General features: G+C 45.3%; 19 protein-coding genes. 3 read left to right on the top strand and 16 right to left on the bottom strand.

Going from position 1 to position 26,154, the window contains the following annotated elements; genetic code table 11:
- Positions 1–170: 170 nt before the first annotated feature.
- On the top strand, positions 171–2,144 hold the full coding sequence (locus tag BUR09_RS16095) for a DUF2075 domain-containing protein (protein WP_074217976.1): 1,974 nt from the start codon (positions 171–173) through the stop codon (positions 2,142–2,144).
- A 106-nt stretch (positions 2,145–2,250) separates the two neighbouring features.
- Here BUR09_RS16095 and BUR09_RS16090 read toward each other — a convergent pair whose 3' ends face one another.
- The 16 genes from BUR09_RS16090 to BUR09_RS16015 form a co-directional block, all read right to left on the bottom strand.
- Positions 2,251–3,405, bottom strand: a complete 1,155-nt coding sequence (locus BUR09_RS16090; RefSeq protein WP_074217975.1) for a hybrid sensor histidine kinase/response regulator — start codon at positions 3,403–3,405, stop codon at positions 2,251–2,253.
- 393 nt (positions 3,406–3,798) lie between these two features.
- Positions 3,799–6,069: a PAS domain-containing sensor histidine kinase gene (locus tag BUR09_RS16085; RefSeq protein ID WP_074217974.1), complete on the bottom strand. Its 2,271-nt coding sequence runs from the start codon at positions 6,067–6,069 to the stop codon at positions 3,799–3,801.
- A 207-nt stretch (positions 6,070–6,276) separates the two neighbouring features.
- Positions 6,277–6,813 carry an RrF2 family transcriptional regulator gene (locus tag BUR09_RS16080; protein ID WP_074217973.1) on the bottom strand — a complete coding sequence of 179 codons (537 nt, stop codon included), beginning with the start codon at positions 6,811–6,813 and terminating at the stop codon, positions 6,277–6,279.
- A 789-nt stretch (positions 6,814–7,602) separates the two neighbouring features.
- Complete coding sequence (locus tag BUR09_RS16075; protein ID WP_074217972.1) at positions 7,603–7,851, bottom strand: hypothetical protein; 249 nt, start codon at positions 7,849–7,851, stop codon at positions 7,603–7,605.
- 385 nt (positions 7,852–8,236) lie between these two features.
- Positions 8,237–10,711 carry a Lon protease family protein gene (locus tag BUR09_RS16070; RefSeq protein WP_074217971.1) on the bottom strand — a complete coding sequence of 825 codons (2,475 nt, stop codon included), beginning with the start codon at positions 10,709–10,711 and terminating at the stop codon, positions 8,237–8,239.
- Between the two features lie 9 nt (positions 10,712–10,720).
- A complete protein-coding gene (locus BUR09_RS16065) occupies positions 10,721–11,152 on the bottom strand; it encodes an Hsp20/alpha crystallin family protein (protein WP_074217970.1) in 432 nt (143 codons plus the stop codon).
- A 272-nt stretch (positions 11,153–11,424) separates the two neighbouring features.
- Positions 11,425–12,093: a GntR family transcriptional regulator gene (locus BUR09_RS16060; RefSeq protein ID WP_074217969.1), complete on the bottom strand. Its 669-nt coding sequence runs from the start codon at positions 12,091–12,093 to the stop codon at positions 11,425–11,427.
- A 264-nt stretch (positions 12,094–12,357) separates the two neighbouring features.
- A complete protein-coding gene (locus tag BUR09_RS16055; protein ID WP_074217968.1) occupies positions 12,358–13,581 on the bottom strand; it encodes a hypothetical protein in 1,224 nt (407 codons plus the stop codon).
- A 59-nt stretch (positions 13,582–13,640) separates the two neighbouring features.
- Complete coding sequence (locus tag BUR09_RS16050) at positions 13,641–14,912, bottom strand: TRAP transporter large permease (RefSeq protein WP_074217967.1); 1,272 nt, start codon at positions 14,910–14,912, stop codon at positions 13,641–13,643.
- Between the two features lie 12 nt (positions 14,913–14,924).
- A complete protein-coding gene (locus BUR09_RS16045) occupies positions 14,925–15,425 on the bottom strand; it encodes a TRAP transporter small permease (RefSeq protein ID WP_074217966.1) in 501 nt (166 codons plus the stop codon).
- Positions 15,426–15,478: 53 nt separating this feature from the next.
- On the bottom strand, positions 15,479–16,471 hold the full coding sequence (locus BUR09_RS16040) for a TRAP transporter substrate-binding protein (RefSeq protein ID WP_074217965.1): 993 nt from the start codon (positions 16,469–16,471) through the stop codon (positions 15,479–15,481).
- 82 nt (positions 16,472–16,553) lie between these two features.
- Positions 16,554–17,555, bottom strand: a complete 1,002-nt coding sequence (gene cuyA / locus BUR09_RS16035; protein WP_074217964.1) for a D-cysteate sulfo-lyase — start codon at positions 17,553–17,555, stop codon at positions 16,554–16,556.
- A gap of 22 nt (positions 17,556–17,577) precedes the next feature.
- Positions 17,578–17,967: a RidA family protein gene (locus BUR09_RS16030; protein ID WP_074217963.1), complete on the bottom strand. Its 390-nt coding sequence runs from the start codon at positions 17,965–17,967 to the stop codon at positions 17,578–17,580.
- Positions 17,968–18,345: 378 nt separating this feature from the next.
- Complete coding sequence (locus BUR09_RS16025) at positions 18,346–19,791, bottom strand: Na+/H+ antiporter NhaC family protein (RefSeq protein ID WP_074217962.1); 1,446 nt, start codon at positions 19,789–19,791, stop codon at positions 18,346–18,348.
- Between the two features lie 129 nt (positions 19,792–19,920).
- Positions 19,921–20,922, bottom strand: coding sequence for a D-cysteate sulfo-lyase (gene cuyA, locus BUR09_RS16020; RefSeq protein ID WP_074217961.1), 1,002 nt, complete (start codon positions 20,920–20,922; stop codon positions 19,921–19,923).
- A 1,079-nt stretch (positions 20,923–22,001) separates the two neighbouring features.
- Positions 22,002–22,283, bottom strand: coding sequence for a peptidylprolyl isomerase (locus tag BUR09_RS16015; protein WP_074217960.1), 282 nt, complete (start codon positions 22,281–22,283; stop codon positions 22,002–22,004).
- A gap of 315 nt (positions 22,284–22,598) precedes the next feature.
- Between BUR09_RS16015 and BUR09_RS16010 the strand changes: the two genes are divergently transcribed.
- Together BUR09_RS16010 and BUR09_RS16005 are read left to right on the top strand one after the other, a co-directional pair.
- Positions 22,599–24,065, top strand: coding sequence for a 30S ribosomal protein S1 (locus tag BUR09_RS16010; RefSeq protein ID WP_074217959.1), 1,467 nt, complete (start codon positions 22,599–22,601; stop codon positions 24,063–24,065).
- 218 nt (positions 24,066–24,283) lie between these two features.
- Entirely contained in the window at positions 24,284–25,735 is a 1,452-nt protein-coding gene (locus BUR09_RS16005) for a DegQ family serine endoprotease (RefSeq protein WP_074217958.1), read from the top strand.
- Positions 25,736–26,154: the final 419 nt, after the last annotated feature.

Genomic DNA, 26,154 nt, shown 5'->3' with positions numbered 1-26,154 from the left:
ACGAAAACAACGTACAACTATCCTGAAACAATCTATGATGAATAACAAACAACCCCATTACACAATCCACTTGTTGCCCACCCTCACCCCTGGTAGAAAGTATCTCAACCACACGCCAAAATAGAAGAATCCTTATCTACTCTGATTCATGACAACGTACGGATAACAAAATGCAACGCGCTTATTACTCAGCTACACAACGCGAATTCTTAGCGACTTCTCCTGATACTATTTTGGGTACGCTAACACGGAACCATCCATTCGCCCTTGAAGACTTGCAAAAAAATGCATGGCTCGCACAAATTCACATTCTGCAAGAACAACTCCCTTCGTTGCCGGACAGTTATGTAGCATTTGAATACGCTATCCCGCGCATGGGAAAACGCGTAGATGTCGTTATACTTCATTCGGGAGTTGTTTTCGTACTAGAATTTAAAGTAGGCGAAAAAACGCACACGCAACACTCTGTAATTCAAGCACTCGATTACGCTCTGGATCTTAAAAACTTCCATGAGAAAAGTCATACTTTACCAATTGTTCCAATGGTTATCGCCACTGAAAGTGCGGTAACCAATGCTTCTCTCGAACAATATAAAGATGGCGTTTGCTTTCCAATAAAAGCCAACAAATCAAATATTGCAGCCTGGATCCTCAACATTAGCAACACGCAACGAAAACGAGATATTAATCCGATCGAGTGGTGCAACTCTATCTACAAACCAACACCAACCATCATCGAAGCTGCACAAGCTCTATACAAAGGGCATAGTGTAAGAGAGATTTCCCGTTCTGACTCCGGTGCAATTAACCTTAACCGAACATCAACGGCTGTTGCTGAAATCATCGAACATTCAAAAAAACACTCAAAAAAATCTATTTGCTTTATCACTGGGGTTCCAGGGGCTGGAAAGACATTAGCGGGACTTACACTGGCAAATGATCGAAACAACGCTGATAAGGGAGAACATGCGGTATTTCTTTCCGGAAACGGTCCTCTAGTTGAAGTGCTTCAAGAGGCTCTGGCAAGAAACGAGGTAGCAGAAAACAAAAACACTACTAATAATATTTCTAAAAGAGTAGCGCTCTCCAAGGTCAAATCTTTTATCCAAAACATTCATCACTTCAGGGACGACAACCTGCGTAGCACCGAGGCTCCAATAGAAAAAGTAACCATCTTTGATGAAGCCCAACGAGCATGGACTGCCGAGCAAGCAGCCTCGTTTATGACGAGGAAAAAAGGTATTTCTGACTTCACCATGTCTGAGCCAGAGTTTCTTATCAGTGTGCTGGATCGCCACCAAGACTGGGCTACTATTGTTTGCCTTATTGGTGGAGGACAGGAGATCAACACAGGAGAAGCAGGCTTACCAGAGTGGTTTTCAGCCATCAATAATAAGTACCCTCATTGGGATGTGTATACATCGGGATCACTTTCCGGAAGAGAATATACAAACGGTGAAAACTTATACGCCTCATTGCGTCCCGATCAGCTCACGATAAAAGATGAGCTGCACCTTGCCGTCTCTATTCGCTCATTTCGCTCAGAACTACTTTCTGAATTCATCGGCAGTGTACTAGACCTCAACCAAGCAAAAGCAACCGCACTTTTTACGAAAGTTCAAAAAACATACCCTATAGTTTTAACAAGGCATTTACAGCACGCAAAACAATGGCTCAAAACTCACGCAAGAGGCGGAGAGCAATTTGGGCTCACTGCGTATTCCGGTGCGCTTCGCCTTAAGCCTGAGGGTATACATGTTAAAACAAAAATCGACCCTAAAAACTGGTTCCTAAATGGCCCTGAAGATGTACGCTCTTCTATGTTTCTTGAAGATGTTGCCACAGAATTTGATATTCAAGGACTGGAGCTGGACTGGACATGCGTAGCGTGGGATTCGAGCTTACGATTACATAACAAAGAATGGGAATATAGAACCTTTCGTGGAACAACATGGCAAAATGTTAATGATGAAATACGACGCCGGTATCTTCTTAATGCGTACCGAGTATTACTCACAAGAGCACGCCAAGGCATGGTCATATTCATCCCTAAAGGCAATCCCGCAGACCAAACTCGACTCCCTGAGTTCTATGCCCCTGTATACGAATTCTTTTCTTCCTGTGGCGTCCCTTCAATTGATTAACCTCTCGCTTATGCAACAAAAAAAAGTGGAGACATATCTCCACTCTTTTTTTAATTATTGGTAGGTCTTGCTGGTTCACACCACGAAATATTCTAAGTATCGTGCCCTACACAGCCGGAAAAAACGGCAGCAGAATAATTGCACGAACACCGCCTTCGATACCACTTTCCAAAATGAGTTCACCGCCCATTTCGCGAACTGCTTTTCTGGTAGCCATAAGCCCAAAGCCAGAGCCTCTGTCTTTGGTGGTCACGAGTCCTTCTTCAAGCTGTTCAAACAATTCTGACGAAAGGCCACGTCCGTTGTCCTCCACCAAGTATCGGACATGCTGAGAATCACATTCTGTGTGCAAGATCACCTTCCCGTCACCAAACTCTCTGCGGCCTGATTGAATAGCTTCTTCCACCGCCTCAACCGCGTTTGTGGCAAGATTCATCAAACATGTATGCACCGCCTGTTCGTCCAGCAAAGCAGGTTTCTGAGGCACACAGGAGTGGATAATTTTTCCCCCCGCCTCATGCATTCGTGCGGTGAGCAATTCTGCGACCTCGCACATGGGAGCACTCGGGTCGACTTGTTTAGGCTTGAGGGATAACGGGCGTGATAACTGCAAGAGGTTCATGGTCAAATCCCGAACCCGCGTCACATCACGCTTTACCATACCCCAGCCCTGTTCCAGATAATCTTTTCGATCAAGCTCCAACCCTTTTTCCAGTACAAACAATGCGCCTTCAAGACCGCCAGCTATATTTTTAATGGCATGAGCCATGCCCGCAACGGTCTCACCCATAACGGCAAAGCGCTCTGCCTGAACCAGCTCACGAGTTCGCTGCTCTACAAGTGATTCAAGGTGTAACGTGTGCTCTACAAGCTGCCTGCGCATAATTACGCGCTCGATTGCCCGCCGCAACGCAAACTCTAAAATTTCTACATTCACCGGCTTTGTAATGAAATCTAACGCGCCAAGGCGCAAACAGTCCACCGCAACAGACATATCTGCATGACCCGTGGTGATGATGACCGCTGTTTCCGGCCAACGCTTTTTGCTTTCCCGCAACAGCTGCACACCATCCATACCAGGCATACGAACATCTGTAACCACAACTTCGTATGGCTTCTGCTCCAGCTTCTCCACGGCCTCCTCACCGCTGTGCGCGGTATCAACCACGTATCCCAAGTCCGTAATATATGCTCCAAGGACAACGGTAATGCCCTTTTCGTCGTCTACCAGCAGTACTGATGATCTAGATGCTATGTTCATTAAGTATGCCTCCGGTAGCGGTCAGTTCACTATTAAGCCTCCGGCGGGCAGGGCTCTGCCCCTGCACCCCGCAAGGGGGACGCCCCCTTGACCGCGATTATAAGAGTAGTGTCAATCTCGGCTTTGCATCAGTCGTTCATGCAACACATTTTATCATTTAATAACATCATGAAAAAACTACATTATTCACAAAAAAATTTCAGAAAAGGTACCCCCTCGCGGCTACCAACACCTTAAAAAAACAAATTCCCCTCGCCCATAAAAGTTTTTGGAGATTTTTAAAAACCTTTTGCAAAGCGGTAGCCGTTCTCGAAAAGTGAGAGATTACGGATAGCAACAGTGAAACAAGTTCTTAAAGCCCCGCTGGCAAGCGCTGCCGGAGGCATTCAACACCTACCGGCGACTACTGCTACGAGGGAACATGAGCGTAAATTGCGCACCGCCCTCTTTTTTGTTTTTAACGCGGATGGTTCCACCAAAATCTTTAATGAGCCCGTAGGAGATGGAAAGCCCGAGCCCTGTTCCCTTGCCGACTTTTTTAGTTGTAAAGAACGGCTCAAAAATTTTGTCGATAAGCCCTGCTGGTACGCCTGCCCCCGTGTCCTCCACCACAGCAACGACAGCGCGTGGAGTTGAATAGGTACGAAGAGTAATAACTTTCTTTTCAGTTTTTCCTTCTGCTGATGCCTCTTCAATTGCATCGCGTGCGTTGAGCAACAGGTTAATAAAAACTTGTTCCAGACGATTTGCGACCCCAAGAATCTCCGGCAGTTTTTCTTTAAAATTCATTTCCACGGAAATTCCACGAAGCGTAAGCTGTGAAATAAACATATCCACGGAGCTCTTAATAACAGAGTTCATATTGACCCGTTCAAGAGCATGGTCTGACTGCCTGCCGAATGCGCGCATATGATCAATAATCTGGCTTGCTCTATCAACGTGAGAGTCTATCTCTTCCGCCATGGTCTTCAGAATCTCAGAATCAATAGGCTGCGAGCGGTTAATCTTACGCATAATAAATCCGCTTGCAGTCTTAATAACGGTTAAAGGCTGATTAAGCTCATGCGCTACGCCGGTTGCCATTTCACCCAACGTTGCCATTTTACCAGCTTGAATAAGCTTCTGTTCTGCTTCCAGCCTGTCTGTTACGTCCATTGCGGTTACAAGCAATACGTTACGATCATTGTACACAGCCGGAGACAACCTAAAATCAACATAGAATGTACTACCGTCTTTCCGCTTCTGACGCACACGGTTTAAGGCAGTAAACGCTCTGAAATATGACCTCGCCTTGTCTTGCTCTTCTTTTGGGAACAGATGGATAAACGAAGTGTCGTGCATTTCCTCTGTATCATACCCGTAGCTGCGTTCTGCCATGTCATTACAATCAATAATGTTGTAATCTTCCACATCTAAAACAAACACGGCATTCGGAATATGGTTGAAAATAGCATGATACTTTGCTTCGGAACTAATGAGTCGCTCCTCTGCACGTTTACGGGCAGAGATATCTATGCCCATCTCCATAGCAGCCACCACTTCACCATTTTCATCAAACACTGGAGCAACGTGAACAAGCCAATGCGCTTTGGTTCCATCAGGATTTGTACGGCTTTCTTCTGAACAATACGGACTCCCTGTCTCAAAGGTTTTATCCAATGGACAGTTCGGGCATTTATCTGACAGCCCCTTGTATGCTTCATAACAGTATGCGCCGGGTTTTGGATTAAATCGCTCTGCAAATTCTTTGTTGTATTTGAGAATACGCATATCTGCATCTTGAACTGTAATACTGCACGGAACCTGCTCAAATAAGTCTTGGTACTCGCGACGATTTTTATCCAGCTCGGCCTGCTTCTTAGCTACAGCTTGTTCCATAGCCACAACAGAATCCACAAGATTTCCAAGCTCACCTGTACGAGGCATATCCTCCAGCCCTGAAGGTTTGCCTTCACTTATCCGTTTTGTAGAATTGATAATCTTTTTGATCGGCGTGGTGATATACCGCCGCAACCCGATAACAAGCAACGATACTGAAAGAATGTATATCAGCCCCGTAAGAGCAAGAAGTTTGTTTTGAACTTCGGAAAGTCCCACAAATTCCTGATCGGTTTGCAGGACAAGCTCCAGTTCGCCCAGAACAGTGTGGCTGGAGTTGTGCGCATGGCACGGAGCAACCGAACAGCTCTTGTCATTCATTATTGGAGTAATGGTTCCAAGCAGCTCAGTATCGTCGACCGCAAAGGTTCTGGTACGTTGATCGAGTGTCAGGCCGGTTTTTGGAGGTTCTGTGGAATGGCAGGCAGAGCAGGAAGGGGTCTCCTTAGAAACCTGCGTTCCTACCTCACCTCGAATATTAGAAAACCGGATAACACCCTGTTTATCATAAATTCTAACAGAGGTGATATCCGGATGTTTTGCAATATCAGAAACAATCTGATCTATCTCATTACGTGCATTTGCCATCATAGCATAGCGAGCCGAAAGCAAAATAGTCTTACTGAGCCTGTCAGCTTCAACAGAAAGTTTCGAGGCTGTATACTTCGTAAGAAAATGCATGGTTCCCCATGAGTGCAGTCCAAGACAAAGAATAAGTACTAGCGCAATAAGCAAAAGAACTTTTACAGCCAACGAATTGCGAAAACGGGAAAGCCAAAAATACATGCTCAACCCCCAGTAAGGCGGTACACACAGGATAATAAACTACAGGAACATATACAGATCAGATTACTTACGACATACACACTGGTTATAAGCCCCCTCTTATGTACGTCGTGCCAGTCGCCCCTCATTAATACGCTACTTCAGCCCCCCTTCCTAATAACTATCCATCATTTCAAGGAGGTTACACGAAGGGAATCTTTCACGCTTTTAGAATGAATCCTCGAGCCCAGTCAGTGAGTATTCACGTAATAAGTTGAGCCGTTTTTGTTCTTCATCCATTGGTGCAGTGCAAGAATTTTGTACAGTTCGAACACAGTAATCGCCAAATTTCACACCTTTTTCAGAGTAACTTACAAGCTCTGCAAAAGTGAACTTATCCAAATGGGAATACATGGCGTTACTTGCTTCTTTCCAAAGCAGCCTTGTAAGACATCCCGGAGCATCGCAGCATGTGGCAGCATCCTGTCCGCAACCTACTATATCGGTTCCTCCTTCTAACAGCCTAACGACTTCACCCACGGTAATATCGGCCGGATCAACAGCAAGCCTATGTCCTCCACTCGGACCTCTTCTAGTTTTCAAGTACCCGCCAGCACGTAACTGTCTGGCGATCTTTTCCAGGTACTTCTGTGAGATACCAAGACGGGCAGACGAATCTCTCATGAGTACCGGTTTTTCCTGACCATGGGTGGCAATATCGAGCAATAATCTCGTGCCATATCTACTATTGGTTAATAGCCGCATAGCAAACTCCTTATGGTAATACCCTACAAAAAAATATATATTCACATTACAAATTCCGACAAAAAAAGTCGGCTAAGTAACCTCAATACCCCCTATACCCTACTGGCGAATTTCTAACAACTAATGAAATTTTCATACTATTTTAATCAACAATCAATTTAACAAAAGATCCTGTTCAATTAGAATGTGAGTCGATTGAGCAACTATATATTCTTTTTTTCCACCTTGAGAATTCATATACACCTGCTACGGTAATAAGTGGTAATTTGTTCTCGGAGGAATAATGGCACGCACAACCAATAAGAATTGTAACTGTTGTGTATATCATAGAGGAACTTGCACAATAGGCATTTCAACAAAACCACGAACGAGGTGTAGCAACTATCTTCCGCTTTGCGTTTCATGCCCGTATCCTGAAACATTTTGCTCAACCTGCCGTCTGCGTCCGTTTAATGAGCTCAAAAGTGAAATTTATCAGGATAAAGAGCTAGGAAACCATATGTACGGATGTGTTTGGGATGAATCCTCACCCCATCGAGATATGCTCAGAGAAAAAAACTAATTTTTAACAACCCCAAAAAAAAGAGCAGCCTACATATGTAGACTGCTCTTTTTTCTAGCCCGAACCAGAAGGATAAAACTCGGCATGTACCCTCTGTCACCCGGGAAAGCTCTTTGGAACTGCTTATACGGCTGCATCCGGTATAGTTGGCATTCTACCGGACAGTACATTCTACCAGACAGGTAGAAAAGACACTGTATAGCAAAACACTGTCAGCTGCACCGCCTCTATTGTTCCACAAGCCTATTAAGGTTAGGCACCAGCCCCTCAAGCATCATTTTCAGACACTCTTTCTGTTGGCTGGGCACCTTTTTCCATGCCTCGGCATAGTTCAACATGCATTTCTTGTCGGATTCAACGTCAATGTAAAACAAACCATCTTTGTCTACATTAACCTCAATCCGTTCCCCGCATGCCTTAGTTAAAACTATTTCCACACGGTTAACTTCGTCAACAATCTTGCCATTGTTGCCCATAACTCACACGCTCCGTTTGATTTGCCCGAATTCATCCGGTTGGTAAGTAACGCTTAAAATATGGTGTATCTCATCTCTAATTGCACAACTCCAAGACTCTTTGCAAAACAAAAAAATACATTGTCTATTCAACCAACTTTTTCCTTGTCAATCAAACTTGTAAATATCCAATATTTACAACTACAAAACGACGATATATGCAACTTATGACATAAAAAAAGATGTTATACGCAATTACGCATAACATCTTTTTATAAGGCTGTTTCTTAATCCATAGCATCCCTTTCACTTTACACTTTACACTCTTCACTGGCAGCACCTACGCCAGGAAAAGGGGCAAGTAGAATACTATGAATCTCGAAGCAGCATCTATTCTGGAGTAACTCTACTCTTCGTCGTTATCTTCATCACCGTTCTTTTTACCTTTGTGAAAATCGCGAAGTCCTTCAGCAAGCGCCGCAAGGCGGGTATCAACAAGGCCGTATACAGAACCTTTATAGTAGTTGCCCTCCGCATCTCGTTCACCAGCCGGAACACCGGTTAAAATCTCAATGCCTTCACGGACATCTTTAATCGCCCAGACTGAGAACTTGCCTTCGTTTACCGCGTCTACTACTTCCTGCTTAAGCATAAGGTCTTTTACGTTGGCTGCAGGAATCAAAACGCCCTGATCGCGGGTAAGTCCTTTTGCCTTACAAACAGTATAGAAACCTTCAACCTTTTCATTTACGCCGCCAATAGGCTGCACTTCACCGTTCTGGTTAACAGAACCTGTAACAGCAATACCCTGTTTGATAGGCACCTGAGACAAACTGGACAGGAGCGCATACAACTCGGTTGTGGAAGCCGAATCACCGTCCACACCACCATATGACTGTTCAAACGCAATGGAGGCGGAAAGTGTGAGCGGTTTATCCTGTGCAAAGTTTTGGCGCAGGTAGCCGCTTAAAATGAGCATTCCTTTATTATGGCTTGGACCGGACAACTTGGCATCACGTTCAATGTTAATGATGCCCTCCTTGCCCATTGATGTAGTGCAGGTAATACGTGAAGGCTTGCCGAACATCAGGTCACCGGTTGAATACACGGCAAGACCGTTGATCTGCCCCACTTCACCGCCTTCTGTATCGATAAAGATACTCCCACGATCAATCATTTCCTGAATTTTCTCTTCAATAAGACCTTCGCGGTATATACGGGCATCCAGAGCCTCTTGCACATGCTCAGCTCCAACCACTTCTTTTTCTGCGCTCTTCGCAAAGAACTCTGCTTCTGCCATTATGTCGCCAATTACCGGAAAAGATGTGCTCAGTTTTTCCTGCCTGCCGCTTTTACGTACGCTATGTTCCAGCAAAAGCCCTACCGCATCGTTGCTGAACGCTTTTAACTTACGTTTATCCGCATAGGTGGCAACCAGACGACAAAACTCATTCACACCATCATCAGTTTTGTCCATGCTAGAATCAAAGTCTGCACGCACCTTAAAGATCATTTCCACTTCAGGATCATAAAGCTTCAACAGTTGGTACAGGTGAGTGGTTGCCAGAACCACAACTTTAACATCCATAGAAATGGACTCCGGCTTAATTCCGGTAGAAGCCATAAAGGAGAATGGATCGAAGGTCTGAATTTCCAGCTCAGAAGTCTTCAACGCACGTTTCAGAGTCTGCCACACACCAGGTTCGGCAATAGCATCAAGCAGGTTGATGACAAGGAACCCACCATTTGCCTTGATAAAGGAACCTGCATTAATTTTCTGAAAGTCAGTACGCCACAGACCGGACCTATCCATGACTCGTTCGATTGAACCGAACAGGTTACGATAGGTTGGGAAAGATTCAATAATGATTGGCGGGCCGTCGCTTTCAGAGTTATCTACCAGCAAGTTTACGCCGTACGGATGCAACACAGCCTCTGCACTGACAGTCGGCAGATGCATCCCTTGCACCGGTCCCGCCTGCTGCTGACCGATCATTTTGATAACATCAAGCTGTTCTGCCATATTCTCCAGCATCGCTTTAAGATGCTTGTAGACCTTTTCATGCTCTTTCCAATCTTCAAAAAGCTTCCGTGCAAGCTCGTTGGCAGTGTTCATAAACATCAAACGATCAACTTCTTCGCTTTTTGCTTTCACAGCCTTTTGCAAACGCCGCACATCCATGAAAATGGAATCTATCTCTTCTTTAAGTTCTTTGTATTTTTCCTGAAGCGCTACAAACTCGTCTCTTGGAAAACGGCCTTTATCCACCATTTCTTCCAGTTTGAGCAAGTGAGTAGGTTCACCATCCACCACAGGAACAATATCCGGACGCTGCACTTGTCCCATTTGCATATTCACAAGAACAAAACCAGCTTCCTTAACGCGCTCTTCCAGCCCCTTGAAGAAATCACGGGTCTTTTTATCATGTTCTTCCAATAAGGCATTCTTGCTGTTTATGTATTCCTGACTTTCGAAAAGCTGTGGAATTTCGCGTTTAATATCTTCTAAAAATTCTTCAATATTTTTTTTAAACAGCTGCCCTTCCCCTGCATCAAATGTAAGAAGAATAGGCTGTTCAGGATTTTTGAAGTTGTTTACATAGCATAAATCCTTAGGTGAACGCTCTCTGCGGACAGAGTTTTCCAAAAGCTGCCGCACCATGCCCATTTTTCCGACATCGGCTTCACCGGTAACAAAGATATTATACCCCTTAGCCTCAACGCCCACACCGAAACGGAATGCTTCCACACCACGTTTCTGACCGATAATGTCCTTAATCTGTTCTAGGTCACTAGTTTTAGAAAACGGAAGCGTTGTCGGATCGACTTTCCACCGCAGCTTATCGATAGGAACTAACTTTTGTTCTGTAATATCTGTCATGGAAGCCTCCTATTCCTTTTCTTCGCCACTGGTGATCGGGATAGTACGTCTCTCTGGAAGCGTGCAGCTTGGCAAATTAATAATTAATTTACCGTCAGTCAGGCTGGCATCCACATCTTCTAGCCGAACTTTACATGGCAAACGCAGCTGAGTCTCAAAAGACCCTGCCGCTTTTGTAGGCCCACTTACCTCTGAATAAGCACACCGTAACGTCAGGTATTGACCGTCAATGTGTAGCGCAATATTCTCTTCTTTCACACCGGGAAGCTCTGCCTCGATGCGATATCCATCCTCAGTTTTCACCAATCGTAATTCTGTATCCATTAGCGGCTGACATACAGAAGGTAATCCGAACTCAGAACAAATATCATTAAACATTCGATCACTGTCGAGCTTAAGTCGCTGGAGTTGTTGACTTCTCCACACTTTTAGATTGGACATTGACAGACCTCCTGCGCGTATGCGCTTCATCAATTACATGTCGCTCCTTAAGGTTGTACCGCATCAGCAATTTTGTTGGTATGATTCTAGTCTGTTATAGGAGAGTTGTACGCATAAAATAAACAAGCCCCTCAAAAATGAGGGGCTTATTACGTCACACCGCACACAAAAAACATACGGGTGAATACTGAAATTACCGACACACCAACTGTGCCTTCTTTTCAACAACATTGCATGGGTATGACTAAATATATAAAATTGTATGTGGCAGGTTATGCCTCATCCTCCAGAACATCGACTCCATAACGTTCCATACGTTTTCCTGATTCAATGTAGTGCTCACGAATTGCATTTTCGATGGCAACAACATCTCTGCTTCGCAGCACTTCAAGCAGGTGGTTATGGCGTTCGTATACCGCTTCCAGGGTAAACAAGTCTTTCCAGTAACGGAAAAGCAGAAACTTGGAGATCCCCTGACAGGAACGGCGAGCAAGCTCGCTAATCAGGTCATTTGTATTCTTGGAGAACAGAATATCATGAAAACGGTCATCAAGTTCGGCCATGGAAGTCCCATTTTCTCCATGCTCAACAACCTTCTTCATATCGTCGACAATATGCTGCAAATTTTCAAAATCTTTTTCTGAAAACTCAGAAATAGTTGAAGACACAGCAGCACCTTCCAGTACACCGCCTGTAAAGTAGCTGTCCCGAATCTGTTTAGCGGTAAGTGCTGTGATAAACTTGCCACGCTGAGGAATAGACGTAATAAGTCCTTCCTTAACCAGCATCTGCAATGCTTCGCGCACAGGTGCCCTACTAATAGACAGCTCGGTCGCCACTACAACTTCATTTACCTTATCTCCCGGATGTAATTTACCGGTAAGAATGGCATCTTTAATATAAACAATAATTTGTTCGCTATAAGTTTTTACGGCGGACATGTTTTTCCTTAGGCTCTATTTAAGAGATTTTATGCTCAACTGCCGGAATTAACTACATTCCACACAATTCCTCTCTGAATTCCGACACGAACATGCATATGGTTTAGCCCCTTCAAGGACCGGATAGTTATAATAAAGATACAATGCGTAGGCAAATATCTTCTGTTACCAAACAGTTAGAACATCGGTTGGCGCGTTGTGCAAACGGACCGGCAACAGCCCGTATAATAATGATGCAATAACTGTATCATGGCAAAGCATATATTAAAACGTATCCGGAGGCATAACGACCTTTCGTTCACGTACAATCTGTACTGCCTCGTCAATATTTTCGACCAAATGAGGGGTTGCTGCGGCAATAACCCGCAGATATTGCATTACATCCTTCTGTGACACTGCAGGGATGCGCCATCTTCTAATATTTGCACCCGAAACGGCCATGGAGAGTACTGCAGCCATACCGGGCTGCAACCCTCCACCGCCAACAACTGAGTTCAGATCAGAACTCATAAAAGTTACCCCGCCAGCATCCTGGCTAACGAGTTCGGCCAACTCACCAATAAGGGAAACTTTTTCAGCTGAAGTCTGCGCGGCAGATAACGCAACTCCAAGCTCTGCGATGCGCTCACCTAACTGGTGTGTCATCGTTGCTAACTCCGTTGTACCGCGCTCATACGCAGTATTGGAGCACATGGTCACCACATTGACATCATGTGCCCCGCAACATAGGGCCTTCCCCACAACCGGGTTATCAGCCTCTTCGTTATACCGTACCCACAGCACATCCGCACTTAAATCACTGCATACGGAAGGCACATAGGCTTTGCTTTCAAGGATAATGGTAGGCAGCGATTCTAGCCCAAGGTGTTGCATCACAATACCCTTGCCGCCATACGCAAGATTCCCTTCAGCATCTTCAATGGGACCCACACCGCCTGCTGTGGCATTCAGCGTTGCCAAAACAGATACAGGATGTCCATCGATGGTAAGAACTGTACCAAGACAACCACCGCAAGTCCCCGCGAGGCGCTCATCTTCGTACACAAAATTTTCTGGATACTTTGCAAGAAAAGTATTCAAGACAGCATGGCACATAGCTATCTGTAAGGCCACTGGCACTTCGGTTACGCCCTGCCCGTAAAATCTACCAAACAGTTCGAGTAGAAGCTTTTGACTGTATACGGCATCTCCACCTACCGCACGGAGTACAAGCTCAGCCTCGTATGGATTAATCCCTCTACGTGCCCTTGCTCTACCAATCCCACCATCCTCTGTAGCTACAACAAAACAGTCACCCTCAACAGTAATTGACTTGATTGTTGTATCAACAGGATATGCCTGCGCCATAAGAGTTGTAGCGACAACAAAGCCGACGGTGTCATCCTGAATAAAACCGGAATGACTGTGTACATGCCCTGCTCCGGCGTGTCCCATAATGCCGAAACAACCTTTACTCTCAGAGGATTTTGAAATTGAGTATTCTTGCATAAAAACCTTTTAAAACGGGGAGGACAATATCCTCCCCGTACAGATGCTTTCAGCGGCTATTAGAGAAGTCCCAAGGACAAAGCCGGAATAAATGTGATTGCAAGCAATGCAATACACATGGTGAACAGGAACGGCAGCACAGCTACGCTGAGACGTTCGATGCTCAAGTTACTGATGCTACAGCCAACAAAGAGGTTTACGCCAACAGGTGGGGTAAGGAAGCCCATTGAAGCTGCAACGATCATTACGATACCGAAATGGATTGGATCCATACCAAGATGCTTCATTACCGGCAAAAGGAGAGGAGTAAGGATAAGAATGTTTGCCAGTGCATCCATAAAGGTACCCATGATCAGGAGGAATACCAGAATAATAGGGATCAGAACGTACTTGTTGTCAGAAATGCCTACGAGAATTTCTACGAGCATATCAGGTACGTTGTAGAACAACAGGATCTGACCCAATGCGGTAGCGGTTGCTACTACAATAAAGATAGAGGCAGAAGTGATAGCAGTACCACGGAAAACCTCCCATACTTTTTGCCAAGAGAGAGTGCGAAGTACGAGCCCTTCAGCAATGAATGCGTAAACAACTGCAATAACACCAGCTTCTGTAGGTGTTGTAAGACCACCATAGATACCGCCAAGTACGATAAGCGGAACCATAAGTGCTACGAGTGCTTCACGCAGAGCTGTGATGCGCTCCATAAAGGTAGCACGTTTGCCTCCACCATAACCATGGCGGCGTGCAATTACATAGCTACAGATCATAAGGCAGATGCCAACAAAAATACCAGGAACAACACCGGCGATGAAAAGGTCACCAACAGATACGCCCGCGGTTGTGCCATAAATGATGAGCGGTACGCTTGGTGGAATCATAACACCGAGACAGCCTGCAGAGGTGTTAACCGCTGCTGCAAAGCGACGGCTGTACCCTTCTTTAACCATAGAAGGAACCATAATGCCGCCAACAGCTGCTACAGTAGCCGGAGAAGAACCGGAAAGAGCGCCGTAGAACATACTTGTCAGTACGGAAATATGAGCCATACCGCCGGTTACGTGTCCTACGAAGCTGTGGGAAACTTTAAGCAAGCGTTGCGCCATACTACCCTTCTGCATGATTTCCCCTGCCATAATGAAGAATGGAACAGCCATGAGAGGGAACACATCAAGAGAAGTGATCATTTTTTGAACAAGAAAAGCTGGTGGAAGGATATCGCCGAACACGATGCCCACCGCAACGCAAAGCCCGATTGCAATACCAATTGGCACACTCAGTAACAAGAAGAATGCAAGCGATGCAAAAATAATAATGATTGTAAATTCCATGAGAAATAGCCTTTATACTTCTGCTGAAGGAACTGGATCGATTTTACCAGTTACTATGCCGATCATTCTTTCAATAGTACGCAAGCCCATGAGAAGCATACCAAATGGAAGGCTCAGGAACACCCAGTACATTTTAATTTCAAGTGCGGGAGTTTTCTGGCCGGTAGTTACGAGGAACTGAATCATTTCGTAACCCCACCATGCACAGGCGAAGCAGAACACTGCTGTAAACGCGTAGGATAAAAGTGTAACCGGTTTGGCGAGACGGCCACCTGCTATAGTACGGAAAATAGTAACCTCAAGGTGTTTATCTTCCTTTGTCGCATAACTACAGCCAACATATACAGCCCAGATAAACAAGTAACGGGCTAACTCTTCTGACCACTCGAATGAATATTCAAGAACGTATCGAGAAAAAACCTGAACAGCGATAAGCACAGTCATCACGATAAGACATGAAGATGAAAAGATTTCTTCGAAACGGGCCAAAAGCGATTTTCCTTTTTGAGACATGCACTCTCCTTAAGACTGTCGGCCGGTTAATCCGGCCGACAGAACCAAGTACTTTATTCTGCTACTGTTGCTTTCGCTTTTTCGATAAGTTCTTTACCGATGCGATCTTCAAACTCTTTGTATACTGGTGCAGATGCAGCAGCCCAGCGAGCGCGCTCTTCTGGAGTGAGTTTTACAACAGTAACACCTTTATCAGCGAGCTTAGCAAGAATCTCTTTTTCACCGTCACGAATGAGTTTACGTTCGTACAGTTTAGTTTCCTCGAATGCAGCAAGAATCATTGCTTTATCTTCTGCGTTAAGGCTGTCGAGGAAGCGTTTAGAAATCATTACAAGGTGCGGGCTGTAAAGGCTGTTAACAATGGTAACGTTGTTGTTAACTTCTGGGAAGTTATTGTGCCAAGCAAGGTTGAGGTCGATGTCGATACCATCAACGGTTTTCTGCTGAAGTGCGGTGTAAACTTCGCCCCAAGATACTGGAGTAGGGTTCATACCAAGTGCACGAAGAGTAGCAATGTGCGCTTTGGATGGAGTGGAACGAATTTTAAGGTTTTTCGCATCTTCAAGAGTCTTAACTGGCTTCTGGTTGTTCCAGAGGTTACGGAAACCAATTTCAATGTAACCAAGACCTACGATACCGGAAGGCTCAAGAGCTTTGGTAGCATTCATACCGATAGGACCGTCGGTAATTTTGTCTGCAGCTTCGTAGGATGGGAACAGGAACGGAAGGTCAAAGATAAGGAACTCATCAGAGAACGGTGCAAGGTTCGGGGTAGCAGCAGAACCCATCTGCAGCATGTTAAGCTGGAGGCCCTGTACTACGCTGTCAAAGTTACCGAACTTAGAACTGTCATAAATATCAACCTTGTACTTACCGTTAGAACGTTCTTCAACAAGCTGTTTGAACTTTTCAAACGCCATACCCATTGGGTGCTGAGGTACGTTCGGGTGAGCGAGTTTGATAACCTTTGGTGCTGCAAAAGCAGATGTTGCGCCAATCATAAGAACAGCAACAAGCGCAATAATCATCACTCTAACATTTCTCATACTTCTCTCCTCACTAGGATTGGTTACTTATAAAAAGCCGTGCGAAGTCCACGAGCTTCGCACGGCATAATCACAATACTTTCTATTTGAAGGTATCGAGGTATGCGTACAACGCTGGAGAACCACCAGTGTGTAAGAATACTACGTTTGAACCTTCAGGGAAATGACCTTTACGAACGAGGTCGATAAGGCCAGCCATTGCTTTACCGGAGTATACTGGGTCAAGCAGGATACCTTCGGTCTGAGCAAGAAGTTTAACAGCTTCGATCATGGAATCGGTTGGGAGGGAGTAACCCGGTCCAACGTAAGAATCGAAACACTCGATTGCTTCGCTAGGTACGCCACCTTTGATGTCACCGATGAGTTCAACGGTCTGCTCAACAAGCTTGTAAACGTGAGCTTCCTGAACGTCTTTGGTACGGCTTACGTTGATACCGGATACTGGGATACCGGAGTTAGTTGCGTACATACCGATAGCCATACCTGCGTGGGTACCAGCGCTACCGGAAGGAACAACAACGTGATCAACTTTAAGCTGCATGTCGAAGATCTGCTGCTGGAGTTCCTGAGCACAAGAAACGTAACCGAGAGCACCAATAGAGTTAGATGCGCCACCAGGAATAATGTAAGGCTTTTTACCTTCAGCACGGAGTGCTTCAGCAACTTTTTCCATTTCTGCCATCATGTCAGAACCACCAGCTACAACTTTGGTGCTCTTCACGCCGAGAAGGTTGAAGAGGAAGTTGTTACCGGAGCCTTCTGGCTTGTAGCTGCCTTCTACGCGCTCTTCGAGAACGAGGTGGCAGTCCATGCCTTCTTTAACAGCCCATGCGAGGGTAAGACGGCAGTGGTTAGACTGAACAGCACCACAAGTAATGATGGTGTCAGCACCGTTCTCGATTGCGTCAGCCATGCTGAAGTCGAGCTTACGAGTTTTGTTACCACCAGAAGTACCTGGGAGAAGGTCATCACGTTTGATGAAGATGTTTACCTTACCGCCGAGTGCCTCAGAAAAAGCAGGAACAGCTTCGAGCGGAGTTGGGGAAGATACGTAGCCACGACGAGCAAATTTTGCGAGATTCATGATTTTTCTCTTTTAAAGATAGTTAGTTTTTTTTGCGGAAAATAACTTCAATTTCGATATCTGCACCCAGAGGAAGAGCAGCTACCTGAAAAGCACTACGAGCCGGGAAAGGTTCGTTAAAGTACTCTGCGTAAACGGCATTAACTTCTTTAAAGTCGTTAACGTCGGTAAGAAATACGGTTGTTTTCACAATATCATCGAGGGTGCAGCCAGCAGCTTCTGCTACAGCCTTAATATTTGTGAGAGCCTGATGCGCTCTGTCAGCGATGGTACCTTCGCGCATGTTTCCGGTTGCAGGGTCGATCGGAAGCATGCCGGATGCGAATACAAAGCCGTCAGACTCGATAGCTTGAGAATAAGGCCCAACAGCTGCAGGCAATTTCTCGGTAAAAATTACGTTTTTTGTAGACATGTTGTCTCCAGTCTAACTGGTTTAATTTTGTATGCCGAGTTGCGACATGTAAAATGTCGACATTTCATATGGCGTGAAATCGTCTTAAAAAGAATTTACAGAGCTTGTCAAATACATTTTTCGAACTTTTCTAACTTCATTCTAATGAACGCCAAAAAAGTGGCACTCTACTGGAATATGCATTCACATAACATTCTATAAAAAAGGATTTTTTTTACTCAATCATCTGAACAATATCTAATCACAGAAACTTATACGGATTTTATATATTCAACCATCGTTATGCTCTCACTAACCATAAGAAAGCCATAAAAAAACCAGACTGAAAGTATGCCCTTCAGCCTGGTTTTTATGAATTCATATTATATTACACTGATGCTACGCAACCTTGTTCACTCCGGCTTCAGCCTCAATCAAACTACCTTCTTCAGCTTCTTCTTTTTCGTATGCTCTATTCCATCCGGTAAATGCAGAGAACAACAGCACCGCAAAAAGAGCCCATGAATAAGGGTTACAAAGTGCTGCAGTAATCGGAGGTGCCGCAATGCCAAATGCTTCTGAAGAGGAAATAACTGCTGCATACCAAGCAGCAACCACGATATGCCATGGAAGGATGAAGAAGGCTGTACATACAGCACAGTCCATCAAGTTAGCTCTACGAGCAGGTGCCAGTTTAAAACGGTGACCAATAGGTTTTACAAGACTTGGACCAACCAGAAGCAACGCTGGAGCGTTTGCTGAAATCGGAATTGAAGCAAGAATTGTTACACCGATAATGGACAGTTCTGCCTGTCGCACTGTACCGATCATAAATTTTTCTGCGAAAGATAAGATATTCTTCATGATGCCGGTTTCAACAAGAATCTGAGTCACAGCAAGAATCAGGATAGCAAAGAATGCAGCACCCACAACGCTATTGATGCCATTCTGGATAATACCTGTAGATATGCCACGTTCAGCTGGGATGTGGAAAATATCTGCCAGAGTTATGTTGCCGATTGTAACACCGATAACTGCAGCGGCGATGTTACCATAAATTAACGATTCAATGATGTGACGACCACTTAACGCTGAAACAACTACTATTACCAATGCAATAAGCATGAATGCGCCAGTAGGACTCATCTGAGCCTGAATTTGAGGCAAAGACTGAACTGTACCGCCACCGCCAAAGAACAGGAAGATCATACCGGCAATAGTTGCAGCACTTATTGCCAGCGGGAACCTGCTTCGGACAACATCCTGCATCGTTGCGCCCTGCGTGTACGCGGAAACAATTGTCGTATCAGAAATCGGTGCAAGGTTATCACCAAATGCAGCACCAGAAAGGATTGCGGTTGCAAGAAGAGCCGGATCCGCACCCAGGAAATAACCAGCGGGATACAGAACCGGAGTCAAAGCAATACATGTTCCTGTGCTTGTGCCTGTGCCAAGGGCAAACAACATTGCAGCTATGAAAACAACCAGCGTGAACAAACCACCCTGCGCACCGGTGGTCATACCAAGCCAGAGCAAGCCTTTAACAAGGCCGCCAGCTACCATCAATTTACCAAATACACCTGCAAACAACCATGCGGTAATAATTACGATACCTGTAGAATCGCCAATACCGCGCATAGCCGCCTGACAGTATTCATGTTTATTCTTTGCAAAGAAAAGACCGGCAACGAGAGCAAGCCATGCACAAGCCCAGAAAGGCTTTGTGCCACCGCGCTCAGCTACAGAAAGCCAGATCAGCCCTACAATCAATACAGCTAAGGGAACAAGCCCACCCCACACACCGCCATATAGATCCAGCTTCTTTTCAGTTACATCATTTCCCATACTTCCTCCATTTGCAGCACAGCAAAATCAGTGTCTCATCATACTGCCATTGCTGAACATATCAGAATGTTATTAAAAAAAAGCCGTGCGGAGTCCACGAGCTCCGCACGGCATCAAGAACAATACTTTCTATTTGAAGGTATCAAGGTATGCGTACAGAGCTGGTGAACCACCAGTATGTAAGAACACTACGTTTGAGCCTTCTGGGAAGTGGCCTTTACGAACAAGGTCGATAAGACCAGCCATTGCTTTACCGGAGTATACTGGGTCAAGCAGGATACCTTCGGTCTGAGCAAGAAGTTTAACAGCTTCAATCATAGAGTCGGTTGGAAGGGAGTAGCCAGGTCCAACATAAGAATCGAAACACTCGATAGCGTCGCTTGGTACGCCGCCTTTGATGTCGCCGATGAGCTCAACGGTCTGCTCAACGAGCTTGTAAACATGAGCTTCCTGAACATCTTTAGGACGGCTTACGTTAATGCCGGACACAGGAATACCGGTGTTGTTTGCATACATACCGATAGCCATACCAGCGTGAGTACCAGCACTACCGGAAGGAACTACGACGTGATCAACTTTAAGTTTCATATCGAAAAGCTGCTGCTGAAGTTCCTGAGCACAAGAAACATAGCCGAGAGCACCGATTGCGTTAGAAGCACCACCAGGGATGATGTACGGCTTTTTGCCTTCAGCACGAAGTGCTTCAGCAACTTTTTCCATTTCAGCCATCATGTCAGAACCACCAGCTACAACTTTGGTGCTCTTCACGCCAAGGAGGTTGAAGAGGAAGTTGTTACCAGAACCTTCTGGCTTATAGCTGCCTTCTACGCGCTCTTCGAGAACAAGGTGGCAGTCCATGCCTTCTTTAACAGCCCATGCGAGGGTAAGACGGCAGTGGTTAGACTGAACAGCACCACAAGTAATAATAGTATCAGCACCTTTTGCGATAGCATCTGCCATGCTAAAGTCGAGCTTACGAGTTTTGTTACCACCAGAGGTACCTGGGAGAAGGTCATCACGTTTGATGAAGATATTTACTTTACCGCCAAGCGCTTCAGAAAACGCAGGAACTGCTTCAAGCGGAGTTGGGGAAGACACGTAGCCACGACGAGCAAATTTAGCGAGATTCATGATAATTCTCTTTTAAACAATCTGTTAGATTTAGTTACACCCACCACTTATTCACATCTGCCATCATAGGATCAACATGCAAAACAAGCGGCTTCGGACATAATTCACTAAAGGACACTGACAAACGCTATTAACGTATATTGACTGGTTAATAGCGCCAAAACTTGTTGATTCTACGAGCCTTCAAAAATCCAGCTACCTGCTCCAGTCAATGTTGGTGGCACCGAACTCGAAACTCACCTTCGAGACCGGACATAGACTGTAAAGCGCTAGGTTTCGAATCCTCGCAAAACCTTAACCTGCTGCCTGCTTGAGTACATCTGCAAGTACTCACTGTGCATAGATGCATTCAAAAACGGCATGACTCATTCGCCAACCGTCTAATTATAATTACAGACTTGAGACATATAAAATGTCGACATTTCACATGTCGCGAATTTTTCTTAAGAAGAATTTACAGAACCTGTCAAACGGATTTTGTGCATTTTTCACCCTTAAGTCCCAACAATGTTTATTCTTAAGCACCAACCGACCTTCACAAATGCAAACTAACATACTTTAAAAAAAGTATTTTTATCAAAAAAAGAACACAGCACCTTGCCCAATTAAATGCACCTAAAAAAGTTGTAATCACCAATAATTTTTAAGACATATCCATGCAGCGCCATACCAAGAAGCAATAGCGTCACAGCACACTCCACACCTACCCCTTTGTCTTATTGCTGTACTACACATCTAGGACGTATCCACGACCTACTACTTTTTATATTTTTCCCTCACGAGCATTGTACTGACAGAACATCATCAACGAGCACCAGTTTCCCCATAATAGAGTTATCCCATTCCTAGAATGTAGTTCAGTCGGCACGTCTCTTTTTCGTACGCTACTGACATCCCCCACTCTATTCATCCACATACAAAACTCTAAGTTATCAATCAGACCAACAGAAACTTGCCCACAAAAAAAGCCCCGTTCTGTTGCAGCAACAAAACGGGGCAAAAATTAACAAGATAATCTAGGCAGAGTATCCTGCTTTGTGCGACACTGTAAGTATCACTTACTTTTTTTTAGTAACGTCCTAGTCCTGACGTTCAGTCACTTCCACGAGATGGTAACCAAACTGAGTCTTAACAGGGCCGTGTACAACACCTACTGCTTCGTTAAAGCATACGGTGTCGAATTCTGGAACCATCTGACCTGGGAAGAATTCACCGAGTTCTCCGCCACGACGACCGGATGGGCACTTGGAGTACTCTTTTGCGATCGCGGCAAAATCTTCTCCGCCATCGATACGTGCCTTAAGTTCCTTACAGGTATCCTCGGAATCTACGAGAATATGACGTGCTTTAGCTTTTGCCATGGTAAAACTCCTAATGTATGATATAAGACACATATCATGCCAGATGATACAAAATGAATCAACTTAGTAAATGCATACTGTTAATATATGCAGTGTTACCTAAAAAAATAAGCTTTCGTGCTAGGTTGTTACTTTTTGTTTTTATCCGCAGAAAATGAATGTTTTCAGCATAAAACCAGCGTGCGTTCATTTAGGCATTCATAATTTCGTGGCGCTAGGTACGTTTTCTCACTTGTATATAAAACAAATGAACGATATAGCGCCCAAAGCGTATTGTGCATCAACCATCTAACCCCCTCTTTCAAGGAGAACTGGATGACCGGTTCCGAAGATAGCCGTCAGAACGGCACAATGGAAAATTTTGAAGAAATGCTGGAAGCCTACACTGGCGCTGACAAAGCTCTGTCTGTTGGCGACAAAGTTTCCGGCCCAATCATCGGTATGTCCGGTGATAACCTCTTTGTCGACGTTGGAGCAAAAATCGACGGCATTGCTGATCGTGCTGAATTCCTCGGCGAAGAAGGTGAGCTTACCGTTGCTGAAGGCGACACCGTAGAACTCTACGTTACTGCAGTTAAAGCTGATGCAATCCATCTTTCTAAAGCTATCAGCGGTCCTGCTGGCGCAGCTATGCTCGAAGAAGCATTCAACGCAAAACTTCCTGTAGAAGGTAAAGTTCTCGCTACCCGTAAGGGCGGCTTTGATGTTGAAGTTTCCAAACGTCGCGTATTCTGTCCAGTAAGCCAGATCGACACCAAATTTGTTGAAAATCCAGAAGAGTATGTTGGTCAGACATTCTCCTTTGCTATCATCAAATTTGAACAGCGCGGCCGTAACATTGTTGTTTCCCGTCGTGCTCTGCTCGAACAGGAACAGCAGGCTGCACGTGATGAATTCCTCAAAACCGTTAATGAAGGCGACCTCGTTGACGTTACCGTTACCCGCCTTACTAACTTTGGCGCATTTGCAGAACTTGCTGCTGGCGTTGAGGGTCTCATCCACGTTTCCGAACTGTCTTGGTCCCGCATTGCTCAGGCAGACGAAGCTGTATCCGTTGGTGACAAACTGCGCGTTAAACTGCTCAACGTAGAAACCGACAAAAAAGGTCAGCTCCGCATTTCCCTTTCTGCTAAACAGGTTCAGGAAAACCCTTGGACCCGTGTTGAATCAGAACTTACCGCTGGTGAAGTGCGCGAAGGCAAAGTTGTTCGCCTCACTCCATTCGGTGCGTTTGTTGAAGTGCTCCCTGGCATCGACGGTTTGGTACACGTTTCTGAAATGTCTTACACCAAACGTGTTCACAAACCAGAAGACGTTGTTGCAGTTGGCGACACCGTTTCTGTTAAAGTTAAGTCCATCGACTTAAGTTCCCGCCGTATCTCCCTCAGCATGCGTGATGCTGAAGGCGATCCATGGGCAGACGTTGAAGAACGTTTCCCTGCAGGTACTGAAGTTGAAGGTACCGTAGAGTCTTCTTCTGATTTCGGTCTGTTTATTAACATTGCTCCGGGCATTACCGGTCTTATGCCGAAATCTCTGATGGCTAAAGCTGACAAAGCAGCAAACCTTGACGCCGTTAAATCCGGCGACAAAGTAGAAGTAACCGTATCTCAGCTCCGCACTGCTGAGCGTAAGATTACTCTTGCTCCTAAAGGCGTTGAAGCCTCTGAAGACACTTCCTGGAAAGCGCATCGCAAAACCAAAACTGCTAAAGCAGAACCACAGACCAGCTTCGGCTCTTTAGGTTCCCTGCTGCAGGACGCGCTTAAAAAGAAAAAATAATCTGTTGATGCACATGCTCATTAAAAAGGATCAGGTGAAACTGATCCTTTTTTTTACCCAAATTTTACCAAATTCAAGTTTTTCTGCATAAAAAATAACCATCTCTTATACTTTTTTTCGTTTACAATGGCTGAATAATTATTATGTAAATGGGCGGTATGTGCTATTCATACCGCACGGATAGAGTGCCCACCTGAGCATTTAGGAGAATTTGAATAATGACGATTCGTAACAGGCTATTTTTTCTTCCTATTTTTGTATTAGTTTTTACACTAACAACTCTCCCTGCACTGGCGGATTTACCTAACTTTACTGAGTTAGCTAAAAAAGCAGGCCCTGCTGTTGTTAACATCAGCACCCAGAAAAAGGTGGTAATTCCACAACAAAAGCCGGGCATGCCAAAATTCTTCGACGAAAATGGACCACGCACCCCGTTCGATGACTTCTTCAAACAGTTCGAACGCTACTTCAAAGACGGTCAGCGTCGTCCTAATCCGGAACCCCAACGTTCACTCGGTTCCGGTTTCATCCTCTCTAAGGACGGCTACATCGCAACAAATAACCACGTTGTGGATGGTGCAGACAAAATTAGAGTAAACATTCTGGATGACAACGGAGACTACGAGTCCTACGAGGCAAAAATTGTCGGTACCGACCCGTTAACCGACCTTGCGCTGTTAAAAATCGAAACCAAACGCGATCTTCCTACCCTTGAACTCGCAGATTTCTCCAAGGTAGAAGTCGGACAGTGGGTTCTCGCAATCGGTAACCCATTCGGTCTCGACCACACCGTTACCAGCGGTATTGTCAGTGCGCTCGGTCGTAACATCAGCAACAACCCTTACGACAACTTCCTACAGACAGACGCATCTATTAACCCTGGTAACTCCGGTGGTCCGCTTCTTAACCTCAAAGGCGAAGTAATCGGCATCAACACTGCCATCATCGCACACGGTCAGGGCATCGGCTTTGCCATTCCAAGCTCAACCGTTAAAGATATCATTACCAAGCTTAAGTCAGACAAAAAAATCCGTCGCGGTTGGATTGGTGTTTCCATCACCAACGTAGACCCTAACATGGCACAGGCTCTTGGTCTCAATGAGGCTGAAGGCGCGTTTATCGCTCAAGTTGTACCGGGGGAACCAGCTGCAAAAGCCGGTCTTCTCGAAGGTGACATCATCTTAGCGGTTAATGGCGAACCGGTTGCCGACTCTACAGAGCTTATCCGCGTTGTATCCGCACTCGCACCGGGTACCACTGCGAAGTTCACCGTATTCCGTAAGGACAAAAACATCACCATCAACGTAAAACTCGGTGAGCGTGGTGCCGAAGGTCAAAAGCAGCCTTCTGAGAAGGGTCAACCAGCTCCAGACACTGATATTAAAGATCTCGGCCTCACCATCACTCCTCTCAATGTTGATGCCGCACGAAGCCTCGGTATTAAAGACATAAAAGGTCTGCTGATTACTAACGTAGCCCCAGAAAGTCCTGCATCACGCGCAGAACTTCACGCAGGTGACGTTATCCTCGAAGCAAACCTTACTCCTGTAAATACAGTCAAAGAGTTCCAAAAAATTCTGAAAACACAAGGCGAAAAACGCGGAGCCATGCTCCTCAAAATCGTTCGTCAGCAACAGATTATGTTTAGAACCATGACTCTGGAAAAATAAAACCCTAACGATAAAAGGGCACCTTCCGGTGCCCTTTTTCTGTTTTAATCACAGGACCTTGTTGCCTTCTGGCGACGCTTATCAGCGGGATGCCTTCGGCGAGTCTGCGACGCTTGCCTCCGGCGGCCAAAGAACCTGTTTCACTGTCGCTATCTGTAATCTCTCGTACCTCGAGAACAGCTACCGCTGTTGAAACAATGTCCTCTGGACTCTCCAAAAACTTTTAGGAGCGAAGAACTCCCGTTCCTTTATTCGCTGGTAGCCGCAAGGGGACTACCCTTCTATTGCTAACACGAATTTATGTCTTATACTCAAGTTTGTTGGACATAACCGATAGGTAGCAATCATTAAGCTCTCCAACGACATAAAAAACGGATTAGATTCGCTATTAAAAGTTTTTGGAAGGGGGTCTGGGGGAG

Origin of the sequence: Halodesulfovibrio marinisediminis DSM 17456 (genome assembly GCF_900129975.1) — a bacterium.
GTDB lineage: Bacteria > Desulfobacterota > Desulfovibrionia > Desulfovibrionales > Desulfovibrionaceae > Halodesulfovibrio > Halodesulfovibrio marinisediminis.
This window is presented reverse-complemented; position numbering and strand designations above follow the sequence as displayed.